This window comes from Ornithinimicrobium sufpigmenti (assembly GCF_004322775.1).
Classification (GTDB): domain Bacteria; phylum Actinomycetota; class Actinomycetes; order Actinomycetales; family Dermatophilaceae; genus Ornithinicoccus; species Ornithinicoccus sufpigmenti.
Window position 1 is genome coordinate 1,599,167 of sequence record NZ_CP036403.1, and the last position, 12,915, is coordinate 1,612,081.

At 73.0% G+C, this 12,915-nt stretch carries 14 protein-coding genes and 1 riboswitch; of the genes, 6 read left to right on the forward strand and 8 right to left on the reverse strand.

Annotated features, from left to right (window positions below; genetic code table 11):
• Nucleotides 1-117: 117 nt before the first annotated feature.
• Together ESZ52_RS07280 and ESZ52_RS07285 are read right to left on the reverse strand one after the other, a co-directional pair.
• A complete protein-coding gene (locus ESZ52_RS07280) occupies nucleotides 118-1,722 on the reverse strand; it encodes a Na+/H+ antiporter NhaC family protein (protein WP_131104348.1) in 1,605 nt (534 codons plus the stop codon).
• Between the two features lie 118 nt (nucleotides 1,723-1,840).
• On the reverse strand, nucleotides 1,841-2,419 hold the full coding sequence (locus ESZ52_RS07285) for a DoxX family membrane protein (protein WP_202865424.1): 579 nt from the start codon (nucleotides 2,417-2,419) through the stop codon (nucleotides 1,841-1,843).
• Between the two features lie 125 nt (nucleotides 2,420-2,544).
• Here ESZ52_RS07285 and ESZ52_RS07290 point away from each other — a divergent pair, with 125 nt between their 5' ends.
• A complete protein-coding gene (locus ESZ52_RS07290) occupies nucleotides 2,545-3,351 on the forward strand; it encodes an inositol monophosphatase family protein (RefSeq protein ID WP_131104349.1) in 807 nt (268 codons plus the stop codon).
• Here ESZ52_RS07290 and ESZ52_RS07295 read toward each other — a convergent pair.
• Complete coding sequence (locus ESZ52_RS07295; protein WP_131104350.1) at nucleotides 3,348-3,719, reverse strand: DUF2304 domain-containing protein; 372 nt, start codon at nucleotides 3,717-3,719, stop codon at nucleotides 3,348-3,350. The two genes, ESZ52_RS07290 and ESZ52_RS07295, sit on opposite strands and share 4 nt — an antisense overlap.
• Nucleotides 3,720-3,728: 9 nt before the next feature.
• The gene (locus tag ESZ52_RS07300; RefSeq protein WP_238154495.1) at nucleotides 3,729-4,421 is read right to left on the reverse strand and encodes a glycosyltransferase family 2 protein; all 693 of its coding nucleotides are present in this window, start codon (nucleotides 4,419-4,421) and stop codon (nucleotides 3,729-3,731) included.
• Between the two features lie 3 nt (nucleotides 4,422-4,424).
• On the opposite strand from ESZ52_RS07300, the gene ESZ52_RS07305 reads away from it, so the two are divergent.
• From ESZ52_RS07305 to ESZ52_RS07320, 4 genes are read left to right on the forward strand one after another with little or no spacing between them, the layout of a single operon-like run.
• On the forward strand, nucleotides 4,425-5,045 hold the full coding sequence (locus ESZ52_RS07305; protein WP_131104352.1) for an acyltransferase: 621 nt from the start codon (nucleotides 4,425-4,427) through the stop codon (nucleotides 5,043-5,045).
• An 8-nt stretch (nucleotides 5,046-5,053) separates the two neighbouring features.
• Nucleotides 5,054-6,178, forward strand: coding sequence for a DegT/DnrJ/EryC1/StrS family aminotransferase (locus tag ESZ52_RS07310; RefSeq protein ID WP_131106497.1), 1,125 nt, complete (start codon nucleotides 5,054-5,056; stop codon nucleotides 6,176-6,178).
• Between the two features lie 32 nt (nucleotides 6,179-6,210).
• Nucleotides 6,211-7,182, forward strand: coding sequence for a Gfo/Idh/MocA family protein (locus ESZ52_RS07315; protein WP_131106499.1), 972 nt, complete (start codon nucleotides 6,211-6,213; stop codon nucleotides 7,180-7,182).
• Nucleotides 7,179-8,441, forward strand: coding sequence for a glycosyltransferase (locus ESZ52_RS07320; protein WP_131104353.1), 1,263 nt, complete (start codon nucleotides 7,179-7,181; stop codon nucleotides 8,439-8,441). Before ESZ52_RS07315 ends, ESZ52_RS07320 begins: the two co-directional genes overlap by 4 nt.
• On the opposite strand, the gene thiD is transcribed toward ESZ52_RS07320, so the two are convergent.
• The 3 genes from thiD to thiM are packed head-to-tail and all read right to left on the reverse strand — an operon-like array spanning nucleotide 8,427 to nucleotide 10,740.
• A complete protein-coding gene (gene thiD / locus ESZ52_RS07325) occupies nucleotides 8,427-9,266 on the reverse strand; it encodes a bifunctional hydroxymethylpyrimidine kinase/phosphomethylpyrimidine kinase (protein ID WP_238154494.1) in 840 nt (279 codons plus the stop codon). The genes ESZ52_RS07320 and thiD overlap by 15 nt on opposite strands.
• On the reverse strand, nucleotides 9,263-9,952 hold the full coding sequence (gene thiE / locus ESZ52_RS07330; RefSeq protein ID WP_131104354.1) for a thiamine phosphate synthase: 690 nt from the start codon (nucleotides 9,950-9,952) through the stop codon (nucleotides 9,263-9,265). Before thiE ends, thiD begins: the two co-directional genes overlap by 4 nt.
• Complete coding sequence (thiM, locus tag ESZ52_RS07335; RefSeq protein ID WP_238154493.1) at nucleotides 9,949-10,740, reverse strand: hydroxyethylthiazole kinase; 792 nt, start codon at nucleotides 10,738-10,740, stop codon at nucleotides 9,949-9,951. Before thiM ends, thiE begins: the two co-directional genes overlap by 4 nt.
• 68 nt (nucleotides 10,741-10,808) lie before the next feature.
• Nucleotides 10,809-10,906: riboswitch (TPP riboswitch) on the reverse strand.
• A gap of 117 nt (nucleotides 10,907-11,023) precedes the next feature.
• Here thiM and ESZ52_RS07340 point away from each other — a divergent pair.
• Nucleotides 11,024-11,683 (forward strand): DnaJ family domain-containing protein, encoded by a 660-nt coding sequence (locus tag ESZ52_RS07340; RefSeq protein WP_238154492.1) that lies wholly within the window; start codon nucleotides 11,024-11,026, stop codon nucleotides 11,681-11,683.
• A gap of 11 nt (nucleotides 11,684-11,694) precedes the next feature.
• Here the strand turns inward: ESZ52_RS07340 and ESZ52_RS07345 are convergent, their stop codons facing one another.
• Nucleotides 11,695-12,894, reverse strand: a complete 1,200-nt coding sequence (locus ESZ52_RS07345; protein WP_131104356.1) for a glycosyltransferase — start codon at nucleotides 12,892-12,894, stop codon at nucleotides 11,695-11,697.
• Between the last annotated feature and the right edge of the window lie 21 nt (nucleotides 12,895-12,915).

Sequence of the window (12,915 nt, forward strand, 5' to 3'; positions counted from 1 at the left end):
GGGTGCGCGGTGGTGCATCTGCCTCTCCTTCCGCTCGGGCACGCGGTATGCCGTGCGTCCAGCCGATCGTGGCGGACCGGGCGGTGCGACGGCAAGCGGTTTCCCGGCTGGCCGGCCTCAGGCGTGCTCGGCCTGCTCCCGCTCCGGGATCTGCTCCTCCAGCGGGGTCATCGTCAGCTTCACGACCACGGTGACCACGGCCAGCCCGGCCAGGGCGGTCAGCAGACCCAGGACGCCGTTGCTGGTCAGGGCGAAGACGACATACCCCAGCAGCGCGATGGCGGCGCTGACCAGCGCATACGGCAGCTGCGTGGTGACGTGGGTGATGACGTTGGCCCCGGACCCGGTGCTGGACAGGATGGTGGTGTCGCTGATCGGCGAGCAGTGGTCACCGAAGACCGCGCCGGCCAGCACCGCGCCGAAGGAGGCCAGCAGCAGCTCGTCCCCGCCCTCGACGTTGGCCATGATCTGCCCCGCGATGGGCAGCAGCAGGCCGAAGGAGCCCCAGGACGTGCCTGTGGAGAAGGCCATCGCGCCGGCGACGAGGAACATCACCGGGATCAGCCAGGTGGCCGGGAGGGCGGCGGACTCGACCAGGCTGCCGAGGTACTCCCCGGTGCCGAGCTGGCCGATGAGGTCGCCGAGCATCCAGGCCAGCAGCAGGATCGAGACGGCCGGGAGCATCGACTTGATGCCCTCCCAGAAGCCGCCCGCCAGGGTGGCCGCCCGGAAGCGGGGGTCGCCTGAGGTGTAGCGCAGGTAGTAGTAGAGGGCGGCGGCGAGCCCGAGCCCGCCACCCCACAGCAGAGCGGTGCTGACGTCGGTGCCGGCGAAGACCTCGAGCACGTCCGTGCTCCCCGACTCCCGCCATCCCGTCCAGGCGATCCCCGCGAGCACCCCGGCGACGAGCAGCCCGAACGGGATGACCAGTGCCCGCTTGGCACCCGGATGGTGCACCGGCAGGTCCTCGGCCAGCTCGCCGGGGATGGTCTCCTGCGGGTCGTAGGTGCGTCCCTCGCAGATCGCCCGCCGCTCCTCGGCCCGCATCGGGCCGATCTCGACGTGCAGCACGACGGTGACCCACACGGTGAGCACGGCGACGATCGCGTAGTAGTTCATCGCCGCCGCGCCGAGGAAGGCCAGCACGTCGCTCTGGGTCAGCGTCGACGCCGCGAGCAGCGGCGCCATGATCCCGATGATGCTCGCGCCCCAGCTGGAGAATGGCACCAGCACCGCGACCGGGGCGGAGGTGGAGTCGACGATGTAGGCCAGCTTGGCCCGGGAGACGTTGTGCTTGTCGGTGACCGGGCGGGAGACCTGGCCGACGGCGAGGGCGTTGAAGTAGTCGTCGATGAAGATGACGATGCCCAGGATCGCTGGCAGTGCCTTGGCCCCCCGGCGGGTCCGGATCCGCTGCACGGCCCAGTCCGAGAAGGCCTGGGTGCCGCCGGACATCATGATCAGCGCGGCGATGATGCCCAGCAGCAGGGTGAAGACCAGGATGTAGACGTAGTAGGTGTTCACCGCCCCGTCCGCCCAGAAGATCGCGGCGAACGCGCCCCAGACCAGGCGCAGGGTCTCCATCGGGTTCCAGCCCGCGACCAGGAGTGCGCTGGCCACGACCCCGGTGCCCAGGCTGATCAGCACGCGCCTGGTGAGCAGCACCAGCGCGATCGCCAGCACCGGGGGAGCGATGGTCAGCAGCGGGTAGTCCTCGACCATGACGGGCACCTTCCGTGACAGGTGGCGATCAGCGTAGTGCTCTTCGGGGGGTGCGCGGGAGGGTGGCGACGACAGACGGCCCGACCGAGAGTCTCGGTCGGGCCGTCGGGGCGGCCGGTCAGCGCAGCCAGCTGTCGCCGACGATGCGGCTCCACCACGTGCCCAGTCCGAACGTGTCGCCGGCGCGGGTGGCGGCCACGGTGATCATGGCGGCGGCCTCCAGCCAGTGGGAGGTGGTGATCGGGTTGGTCTGGCCCTCCTGGCCCAGCGGGAAGGAGGCCAGGTACATCATGAACACCAGCAGGGTGCCGGCCACGGCAGCGACCTTGACCCCGGCGCCCAGGACCATCGCCACACCGATGCCCAGGAGACCGGCCATGAAGAGCCAGTCGAAGAAGGGGGCCGCGCCGGCCATCGCCTGGAACATGCCGCCGAAGGCGCCGCTGGCGTTGTCGAGGAAGCCGAACGTCGGGCTGCCGCCGTTGATCCAGGCGCGCTCGCCGGGGGTGGAGTAACCCAGGCCGAACAGCTTGTCCAGGAACGCCCAGAGGAAGATCCAGCCGACGACGATGCGCAGGAACGCCAGTGCCCCACGGGCGAAGGAGCTGCGCACGATGTCGGTCTGCATGGTCACGTGACCGTCCTGGGCCGTCGCAGCCCGGTCGCGCTCACGGGTGGGAGCTGTTCGCTCGCTCATGGCTAGAGCCTCTCTGTGGTGTGCCGAACTAGCACTACTAGGATACGTAGTAATTGCCTTCCCAGGCAAGTCCCAGGAGAGTGATCTTGGTCATCGCGGAGGGGGATGACAGGCTGACCGTCGTGATGACGGATGCGATCGACACGCCGGCCATGCTCACCCTCATGCAGGAGGTCGCCGCCGAGGTGATCGACCCGCGCTTCCGGGCCCTGAAGGAGGGGGAGATCGCCAGCAAGGCCCATCCCCGCGACCTGGTGACCGTGGCTGACCGGGAGGCGGAGGTGCTGCTGACCCGGGCGCTGCGGGCGGCCTACCCCGACGCGATGGTCCTGGGGGAGGAGGCCTCCGCAGAGGATCCCGGCCTGCTCACCGCGTTCCGCGCCGCCAGCGCCGAGCACGCCTTCACGGTCGACCCGGTCGACGGCACCCGCAACTTCGTGGCCGGCTCACCGGACCACGCGGTGATGGTGGGCGAGGTGCGTGGGGGTGAGGTGGTGCGCTCGTGGATCTGGCAGCCGCAGCACGGGATGGCCTACGTGGCCGAGCGGGGTGCCGGGGCCTGGTGCGACGGTCTCCGACTGTCGATCCTGGACGTCGCGCCGGACCCGGCCGGGTGGCGGGTGCGGACCTCCGACCCCCGTCAGGTCGGAAGGTCTCTGGGCCCCACGCCGCCGATGGAGCAGACCTGGATCAGCTGCGGCATCGACTATCCCCAGCTCGCCCGGGGAGCGTGCGACGCCCTCGTCTACCGTGGGACCCGACCCTGGGACCATGTGCCGGGCTCCTTGCTGCTGGCCGAGGTCGGCGGGGCGGTCGGGGACAGCCTGGGACACGGCTACTCAGCGGCGCGCGAGCACCGCGACCTCGTCGCTGCGGCCTCGCCGGCCGTGCTGGAGGTGCTGAGCACCGCAGCCCGGGAGGGGACCGGCTAGGGCGCGTCGGGGGCTGACCCCTTCGCGCGCTCGTCCAGCGCCTCCCGCAGGGCCAGCTCGCGCGCCAGCGTGGTGATCTGCAGGTCGGTGTGGCGGCTGCGGCGGTAGGAGGCCGCCACATACCCGAAGAAGAAGACCACCAGGCCGTAGAGCAGCAGGTCCGCACCGCGGCCTACCCCCAGGACCTGCGCGACCCGGGTGAGCAGGCCAGGGAAGAGGATCGCCAGGACGGCCACCGCGAAGAAGCCGGCCAGCATGAGGCGACGGACGGCCTGGTGCCGCGCCCCGGCGGTGGAACGGGTGAGCATCACCGTGATGCCCACGATCGCCACCAGCAGCACCACCTTGATCAGCGGCTGGTCCAGCATGGCGTCACCTCACTTCAGGATCGAGTCGACCAGGATGTTGACGGAGTTCATCAGCGACTGGCCCTTGGCGCGGCTGTAGTCGGTGTAGAGCACGTGCACGGGGTGCTCGGCCCAGGGCAGGCCCGTGCGGCCGATCTGCAGCACGATCTCGGTGGCGTGCGCCATCCGGTTCTGCCGCAGGTCGATCGCCAGGGCCGCGTCGCGGCGGAGCACCCGCAGCCCGTTGTGGGCGTCGCTGAGCTTCATCCCGGTCTGCTGGTTGGTCAGCCATACCGCCGCCTTGAGCACGACCTTCTTCAGCAGCCCCGGGCGGGTCCGGTCGTCGAGGAAGCGGGAGCCGAAGACCGCGCCCAGGTGCTCCTCGCGGGCCTTGGCCACCATCGCGGCCGCGTCCTCCACCCGGTGCTGGCCGTCCGCGTCGAAGGTGACCAGGTAGGCCGCCTCCGTCGGCTCCGTCGCCCGCAGCACGTAGTCGATGCCGGTCTGCAGCGCCGCCCCCTGGCCCAGGTTGATCGGGTGGCGGACCACCGTCACCCCGACCTCCCGGGCGATCCTCGCCGAGCGGTCGGACGAGGCGTCGTCGACGACCACGATGTGCGGGAAGACCTCCAGCGCCTCGTGCAGCACACCGGCGAGCACCTGCTCCTCCTCGAAAACGGGGATGACCAACCAGGCATCCTCGACGGGGGACGTTAGGCTCATGGCGTGCATTCTCCCGCATCCCGCATCGTCGACTCCGCAGACGTCTCGCCCGAGGCCCAGATCGGGGAGGGCAGTTCCGTCTGGCACCTGGCCCAGGTCCGTGAGGGGGCCGTCCTGGGCACCGGGTGCGTCATCGGCCGCGGCGCCTACATCGGCACCGGCGTGCAGCTCGGTGACCACTGCAAGGTGCAGAACTACGCGCTGGTCTACGAGCCGGCGCGGCTGGGCCAGGGCGTCTTCATCGGCCCGGCGGTCGTGCTGACCAACGACACCTTCCCCCGGGCGGTCAACCCCGACGGCACGCTCAAGAACGCCGACGACTGGCAGCCGGTCGGCGTAACCATCGGCGACGGCGCCTCGATCGGGGCCCGGGCCGTGTGCGTCGCCCCGGTGCGGATCGGCGCGTGGGCCACCGTCGCCGCAGGCGCCGTGGTCACCAAGGACGTGCCCGCCCATGCCCTGGTCGCGGGGGTCCCCGCCCGGCGGATCGGCTGGGTCGGGCACTCCGGCCGGCCGCTCGACGCGACCGGCACCCCGGGGGAGTGGCGCTGCCCGGCCGAGGGCACGACATACCGCGAGCACGGCGACTCCCTGGTGCGGGTGGACGAGGAGACCGGACAGTGAGCGAGTCGATGAGCGACCTCCCGATGATCCCTGCTGCGAAGCCGTTGATCGGTGAGGAGGAGCGGGTGGCGGTGGACCGGGTGCTGCGGTCGGGGATGGTGGCGCAGGGGCCGGAGGTGGCGGCGTTCGAGGAGGAGTTTGCTGCTGAGCTGGTGGGTGGGCGGACGTGTGTGGCGGTGAACTCGGGGACCTCGGGGTTGCACCTGGGGTTGTTGGCGTGCGGGGTGGGGCCGGGGGATGAGGTGATCGTGCCGTCGTTCACGTTCGCGGCGACCGCGAACTCGGTGGCGTTGACGGGTGCCACGCCGGTGTTTGCCGACATCAGCGCGGACACGTTCAACCTGGACCCGGATTCGGTGCGGTCGGTGGTGAGTGAGCGGACGGTGGCGGTGATGCCGGTGCACCTGTACGGGCATCCGGCGGACATGGACGGCCTGGCGGCGGTGGCGGCCCAGCAGGGGCTGGCGCTGTTCGAGGACGCGGCGCAGGCGCACGGTGCGATGTATGGCGGGCGGCCGGTGGGCTCGTTCGGTGCGTTCGGGATGTTCAGCCTGTACCCGACGAAGAACATGACCTCGGGTGAGGGTGGGATGGTCTCGTGCGCGGACGAGGAGATCGCGCGGGGGGTGCGGTTGCTGCGCAACCAGGGGATGGAGCGGCAGTACGCGAACGAGCTGGTGGGGTTGAACAACCGGATGACCGATATCCACGCGGCGATCGGTCGGGTGCAGCTGGGCAAGGTGGGGGCGTGGACGGCGCAGCGGCAGGCGAACGCGGCGGTCCTGGACGAGGGTCTGGGCGCGGTGGCGGGGGTGGTGACGCCGCCGGTGCGTCAGGGGTGCACGCACGTGTACCACCAGTACACGATCCGCATCGACGGGGCGACGGGTGCGGAGCGGGACGAGGTGGTGCGTGCGTTGCGGGAGGAGCACCGGGTGGGGTGCGGGGTGTACTACCCGACGCCGAACCATGAGCTGGTGTCGTTGGCGCGGTATGCCCCGTCCTGGGAGCTGCCGGAGACGGCGCGGGCGGCGCGTGAGGTGATCAGCCTGCCGGTGCATCCCTCGCTGAGCCAGGGTGACCTGGAGCGGGTCGTGGACGCGGTGGCGGCTGTGGTGGGGGCGGGTGCGTGAAGGCTTATGTGGAGGAGGGGCGTCCGGTCCGGATGGGGTTGATCGGGCTGGGGTCGATGGGTCGGCACCATGCGCGGGTGATCCGTGAGGTGGAGGGGATGGAGCTGGTGGCGGTGGCCGACCAGTTCGGCGACCGGCACGGTGTGGCGCAGGGGTTGGAGGTGCTGCCGGATGTGGGGGCGTTGATCGGGGCGGGGATCGATGCGGCGATGGTGGCGGTGCCGACGTACCTGCACGAGGAGGTGGCGTTGGCGTTGGCGGCGGCGGGGGTGCACGCGATGGTGGAGAAGCCGATCGCGGCGACCGCGGCCGAGGGTGAGCGGGTGGCGGAGGCGTTCGCGGCGGCGGGGTTGTTGGGTGCGGTGGGGTATGTGGAGCGGTGCAACCCGGCGTTGTTGGAGATGCGGCGGCGGATCGCGGAGGGGCAGCTGGGGGAGGTGTTCCAGATCACGACCTCGCGGCAGGGGCCGTTCCCGGGCCGGATCGCGGACGTGGGGGTGGTCAAGGACCTGGCCACGCACGATGTCGACCTGACCGCGTGGATCGCGCAGTCGCACTACGCGATGGTCTCGGGGCAGGTGACGCACCGGTCGGGGCGTGAGCACGAGGACATGGTCGTGGTCAGTGGCCGCCTGGAGAACGACATCATCGTGGGGCACGCGGTGAACTGGCTCTCGCCGTTGAAGGTGCGTGAGACGGTGGCGACGGGGGAGAAGGGGGCGTTCATCGCCAACACCCTCACCGGGGACCTGACGTTCGTGGCCAACGGTGACGTGCGCAGCGAGTGGGAGCGGTCCAGCCACTTCCGGGGGGTCTCGGAGGGTGACTCGGTCCGCTACGCCCTCGCGCGACGGGAGCCGTTGCGGGTGGAGCAGGAGAACTTCCGTGACGCCCTGTGGGGACGCCAGACCGAGGTCGTCTCGATGGAGGAGGGCGTGCACACCCTGCGCGTCGTCGAAGCCATCCTCGCCTCCGCGGCCTCCGGGCGCACCATCACCCTGTGACCGGCTCCGGGCCGAGCAGCTCCGGCCGCAGCCGGGTCCTGCTCGCGACCCGGATCTTCGCGCCGGAGGCGGCGGCCGCCACCTTCCGCCTCGGCGCGCTGGTAGGGGGGCTGGCCGAGCGGGCGGACGTGCACGTGCTGACCACGACAGCGCCGCCGGCCCTGCGGGGCGCCGCAGGCATGGAGCGGGAGGTCGATGGCCGGGTCCGGGTCTCGCGCTGGCCGGTGCTGCGCGACGCGACCGGCTACGTGCGCGGGTACCTGCCCTACCTCTCCTTCGACCTGCCGCTGTCGCTCCGGCTGCTGACCGCCCCCCGTCCCGACACCGTGGTGGTCGAGCCACCGCCCACGACCGGCGCGGTGGTGCGGACGGTGGCCGCCCTGCGCCGCATCCCGTACGTCTACTACGCCGCCGACGTCTGGTCCGACGCCACCGCCTCGATGGGTGCCCCGGCCCCCGTGGTGGCGGTGATGCGCGCGGTCGAGCGCTACGCCCTGCGCGGTGCCAGGGACGTCATCGCCGTCTCCGACGGGGTCGCCGACCGTGTCCGGGCCCTGCTCGGGCGCGCCAGCACCGTCCCGGTGACCGTCGTGCCCAACGGGATCGACACCGCCGTCTTCACCCCCGTGGGGAAGCGGCACCCGGAGTCGCCGGAGACGCCATACCTCGTGTATGCCGGGACAGCCTCGGAGTGGCAGGGCGCCGAGGTCTTCGCCGAGGCGATGCGCGAGGTGGTGGCCGCGGAGCCCACGGCTCGGCTGGTCTTCCTGGGCCAGGGCTCGAGCTGGCCCGCGCTCGAACGGCTGCGTGACGAGCTGCCGCTCGGGGCGGTCGAGCTGCGGCCGCTCGTGCCGCCGGCCGAGGCGGCGGCCTGGCTGAGGGGGGCCGCGGCGGCGCTGGTCAGCGTCCGCCCGGGCGTCGGCTACGACTTCGCCTACCCCACCAAGGTGATCGCCGCGCTGGCCACCGGGGCCCCCGTCATCTTCGCCGGCCCCGGACCCGCGGCCAGCGACGTCCGCGAGCACCGGCTGGGGGAGTCGGTGGGCCACGACGTCCCGGAGGTGGCGGCGGCGATGCTGGCAGCGGTGCGGGCGTCGCAGGACGCGGCGCAGAGTGGTCCCTGGTCGCCGCCAGAACGCGAGCGGCGGGTGGCCTGGGTGCGGGCGCACCGCAGCCTCAGCGCGACCGGCCACGCCGCCGCCGCCGTGGTGCTGGGCCAGGACGCGGTCACCGAGCCGGTGGGTTCACCGCTGCCATAGCTGCCAGAAGTGGTGCACGGGCCCCGGCCCCTGCCCCACGGACAGCTCGTGGCCGTGCGCGAGCGCGCCGACCAGCCAGGAACGGGCGTCGGCGACGGCGTCCAGCCAGCTGTCGCGACGGGGCCGCAGCGCGGCGATCGCGGAGGACAGCGAGCATCCGGTGCCGTGGGTATGCGGGGTCGCGACCCTCGGCCCGCCGAGCTCGTGCACCCCGTCCGCGTCGACCAGCAGGTCCAGGACGTGGTCTCCCGAGGCGTGGCCGCCCTTGAGCAGCACCCTCGGGCTGCCGAGCTCCAAGAGCGCGTGCGCCTCCTCCAGCATCCGGGCCGGCCCGTCCGCGGTGTCCTCGGGGTCCCGGCCGAGAAGGACCGCGGCCTCGGGCAGGTTGGGGGTGATGAGGTCGGCGTGGGGCGCCAGCGCGCGCAGCTCCTCGACGGCGTCCTCGTCCAGCAGGCGCGAGCCGGCGGTGGAGACCATGACGGGGTCGAGGACCAGGCCGGGCAGGAGCCCCTCCTGCGCGAGCTCGCGCACGGCCCGGACCACGTCGGCGCTGCCGAGCATCCCGACCTTGACCGCGGCCAGGGCGACGTCGGCGACCAGGGTCTCGACCTGCTCCCGGACGAACTCGGCGGGGATGGGGCGCACCCCGGTGACGCCCAGGGTGCTCTGCGCGGTGAGGGCGGTCAGCACCGCGCAGCCGTGAGCGCCCAGAGCGCCGAAGGTCTTCAGGTCGGCCTGGATGCCGGCCCCGCCGGAGGGGTCGGACCCGGCGACGGACAGGACGTTGGGGACGAGGCCCCGTGCCGGGCTCACCTGACTGGTCACGAGCTGACGGGCTGGTCGTCCCAGACGCCGCGCAGCTGGCGGGACGCCGCCTCGGGGTCGCTCGCCGCGCAGACGGCGCTCACCACGGCGACGCCACCCAGCGCGCTGTCGCGCAGCCGCTCGGCGACCGACACGTCGATGCCCCCGATCGCGACCGACGGAAGGGCCGCCGCGGCGGCGAGGTCGGCGAGGTCGGATACCCCGTCGGTGCCCAGGGGAGCCGCGTGGTCCGGCTTGGTCGCCGTGGCGCGGACCGGGCCGAGGCCGAGGTAGTCCACCGTGCCCGGCGGCAGCGCCGCCGCGGCCTGGACCTCCTGCGCGGTGGTGCAGGACAGGCCGAGGTAGGCGTGGCCACCGAGCTGCTCGCGGGCCACGAGCGGGTCGAGGTCGCCCTGGCCCACGTGGGCACCGTCCGCACCGATCTCCTCGACGAGGTGCACCCGGTCGTTGATGATGAACGGGACCCCGGTGTGCTGCAGGCACACGCGGACCAGCCGCCCCAGCGCGACGAACTCGTCGTCGCTGGCGTCCGGGTCACGCAGCTGGACCACCGTCGCCCCGCCGGCGACCGCGGCCCGGATCGTGGAGGTCAGCCCGTGCTGGGCGGTCATCTCGGTGTCGGTGACCAGGTAGAGCCGCAGGTCGAGGGGTCGCGGCCCGGGACGGGACTGCACGTCGAGCGTCATCGCAGCTCGACCCTCGCCGAGAGGTCCGCGGGTGCCAGGAGCGACAGCTCGTCGAGCAGCGCCGCCGCGAAGGTGCCCGGGCCGGCGGAGGCCTCAGCAGCCGTCTCCGCCGCGAGGGTGAGCGCCGCGGTGGCGGTGGCCGCGCCGACGAGCGGGCTCGGCGCCACGGCGGTGCCGGCCGCGATGAGCGCGCCCAGGGCGCAGCCCATCCCCGTCACCCGCGTCATCCACGGGTGGCCGTGGGACAGGCGCAGCAGAGCCCGTCCGTCGGTGAGGTGGTCGGTCGGTCCGCTCACGGCCACCAGGGCCCCGAGCTCGGTGGCGAGGTCGCCGGCGGCGGTGACGGCGTCCTCCACGGAGTGGGTGCTGTCGACGCCGCGGCCACCACCGGCACCGGTCAGGCCGAGGATCTCCGAGGCGTTGCCGCGGACCACCGTCGGTGGCGCCAGGTCGACGAGCTCCCGGGCCACCTGCGTGCGCCAGGGCAGACCACCGGCCCCGACGGGGTCCAGGACCCACGGGGTGCCGTGGTCGGCCGCCCCGCGGACGGCGGCCCGCATGGCGGCGACGGTGTCGTCGTACGGGGTGCCCAGGTTCACCACGACCGCGGCCGCGACGCCGGCGAACCCCTCTGCCTCGTGCTCGTTGTCCACCATCGCCACCGCCGCCCCCGCGGCGAGCAGGACGTTGGCCACGAACGGCGCCGCCACGATGTTGGTGAGGCAGTGGGTCAGGGGTGACTCCTCGCGCAGCGCCTGCCAGCAGTCGGCCAGCTCGTCGGCGGACACGCGAGCATCGGCTGAGACATCGGCTGGAGCATCGGCCGGAGCATCGGCCGGAGCATCGGCCGGGACATGGTCGGTCATCAGGACGTTCCCTTCGCTAGTGCGACCTAGATCAGGTTCGACGGGTCTGTTCTCAGCCACCCGGTCGGTGGCACCCCGCGTCGTCCTCGACGATATCTGGTCACTCCAGCACCGGCTTTCTCGGTAGCCCCGGTCGGCGGTCGCGGCATCGCAGGGCGGCGTGGCCCGTGCGACAGTGGAGCGAGAGGTAGGTGGAGCGGGAGGTATGACGATGAGCGCGGAGGACAAGCAGGGTCACGCTGGTGGGCCGACCTGGGGCAGGCCCGGTGCGCGGCCCGGTGCGCCCGACGCCGAGGAGCAGCTCGCCGACCAGGGGGTCGTGCAGCGGCGCCCCTCAGCGGCGGTGACGGCCCGGGCGGTGCAGACCTGGGTCGACCAGACGATCGCGCAGGCCGAGCGGCAGGGAGCCTTCGAGAACCTGTCGGGGGCCGGCAAGCCGTTGCGGGACGTCGATGTGCGCAGCGACCCGGACTGGTGGGTCAAGAGCCTCATCGAGCGCGAACGCTTCGACCTGTCCGCCGCACTGCCCGGCGTGATGCAGCTGCGCCGGGAGAAGGCCGCCTTCCCGGACTCGCTCCTCGACCTGCCCGACGAGGCCGCGGTCCGCGAGCGGCTCGAGGACTTCAACGAGCGGGTCCTGGCCGACCGGCGCCGGCCGCACGTCGGTGCCGGCTCACCCCCGGTCGTGGGACGGGTGGACGTCGAGGAGATGGTCGAGACCTGGCGTGACCTGCGTGCGCAGCGCGGGACGGGGGGCGAGGAGACGGCGCCAGGGGAGGAAGCGACCGTCGAGGCACGGGCGGGCGGTCAGGGCGACGGCGACGTCCGAGCGCGCAGACGCCGCTGGTGGCGGCGCAGACCCTGAGCGAAGGTAGGTCAGAGCCCCAGCCACGGCGAGAGCGCCCGGGCGGCGGCGCGGCCGTCGTGGTGCTCGCGGGCCCAGGCCGGGCCGCGGGCGGCCAGGTCGCGGTAGCCGTCGCGGTGGGCCACCACGTCGCGCAGCACCCCCTCCAGGGTGTCCGGCGCCGCCTCGAGCACGGGTAGTCCCGGCGTGCGCGCGCGGACGTGGTCGGGCACGTGCGCCACGACCAGCCGACCGGCGGCCATCGACTCGGCCGCCAGCGTGCCGACGTTGCCCAGCACGACCTGGTCCACCACCACGTCCGCGTCCGCGACGAAGCCCGGCATCTCGGCATGTGGCACGCCGCTGAGACGCCGGTAGACCACCAACCCTTCCTGCTGCAGCCGGGTCAGCACCTCCTCGACCACCGGTGTCCCCTTCAGCCGCGGGTTGCTCGGGGCGTGCAGCACGACCGGGCGGTCCCGCTCCAGCATCGGGCGCTCAGCTCCGGGGGTGAAGCGGTCGACGTCGGCGGTGACCGGCAGCAGGCTCGCACCAGGGACATGGTCGAGCATGTCCGCCGTGGTCACGAAGACCGGTACTTCGGCCCCCTCGAGCCGCCCCAGCACGGACCTCGTGCGCTCGACGGTCGCCTGCATCCGCTCCCACCGCTCGTCCCACTCCCCGCGAAACGGCGAGTGGGGGTATGCCGCGGCGTGCCGGTGCAGGTCCCTCAGCTCCGAGCCGTGGATCAGCACGGCGGCCTCCACCCCGGCTTCCCGCAGCCGCGGCAGGTCGTCGGTCACCCACCGGGTGAACGGGTCGTCCAGCAGGGACCGGGCACCCTCGGCCAGGACGTGCGTGGCGCCCGGCTCGCGACCCGTGCCGAGCACCCGGGCGGCGTGGCGCGGCATACCTCGGACCTGCACCGCACGGGAGAGGTGCCAGTCGCTGGGGAAGCCGAACCCGGCGGAGGAGCGGCGCTCCACCGACATGGCCCGCGCGTCGCACCCGGGCACCGCGCGGGCCGCCCTGGCCCAGCGCTCGCCCTGGCCGGCGGTGTTGAGGGGGCCGATGACGAGCCGGCTGCGGGCCCGGGGGTCGAGGCCGGGCTGCCGGGCGACCTCGCGCTCGGCCCGCAGGCGCAGCACGGTCCCGCCGACCCCGCGTACGGGGGAGGGCAGGGCGGTCCAGGCCTGGTAGGCCCAGCGGCGTGGACCCTGCAGCGACGGCATCCTGCGAGGGTAGTCGCCGTC

Coding starts and splice junctions, on each gene's coding strand:
- ESZ52_RS07280 (WP_131104348.1), bottom strand. CDS start 1,722: ATGGTCGAGGACTACCCGCTGCTGACCATCGCTCCCCCGGTGCTGGCG.
- ESZ52_RS07285 (WP_202865424.1), bottom strand. CDS start 2,419: ATGAGCGAGCGAACAGCTCCCACCCGTGAGCGCGACCGGGCTGCGACG.
- ESZ52_RS07290 (WP_131104349.1), top strand. CDS start 2,545: ATGACGGATGCGATCGACACGCCGGCCATGCTCACCCTCATGCAGGAG.
- ESZ52_RS07295 (WP_131104350.1), bottom strand. CDS start 3,719: ATGCTGGACCAGCCGCTGATCAAGGTGGTGCTGCTGGTGGCGATCGTG.
- ESZ52_RS07300 (WP_238154495.1), bottom strand. CDS start 4,421: ATGAGCCTAACGTCCCCCGTCGAGGATGCCTGGTTGGTCATCCCCGTT.
- ESZ52_RS07310 (WP_131106497.1), top strand. CDS start 5,054: ATGAGCGACCTCCCGATGATCCCTGCTGCGAAGCCGTTGATCGGTGAG.
- ESZ52_RS07315 (WP_131106499.1), top strand. CDS start 6,211: ATGGGGTTGATCGGGCTGGGGTCGATGGGTCGGCACCATGCGCGGGTG.
- thiE (WP_131104354.1), bottom strand. CDS start 9,952: ATGACGCTCGACGTGCAGTCCCGTCCCGGGCCGCGACCCCTCGACCTG.
- ESZ52_RS07340 (WP_238154492.1), top strand. CDS start 11,024: ATGACGATGAGCGCGGAGGACAAGCAGGGTCACGCTGGTGGGCCGACC.
- ESZ52_RS07345 (WP_131104356.1), bottom strand. CDS start 12,894: ATGCCGTCGCTGCAGGGTCCACGCCGCTGGGCCTACCAGGCCTGGACC.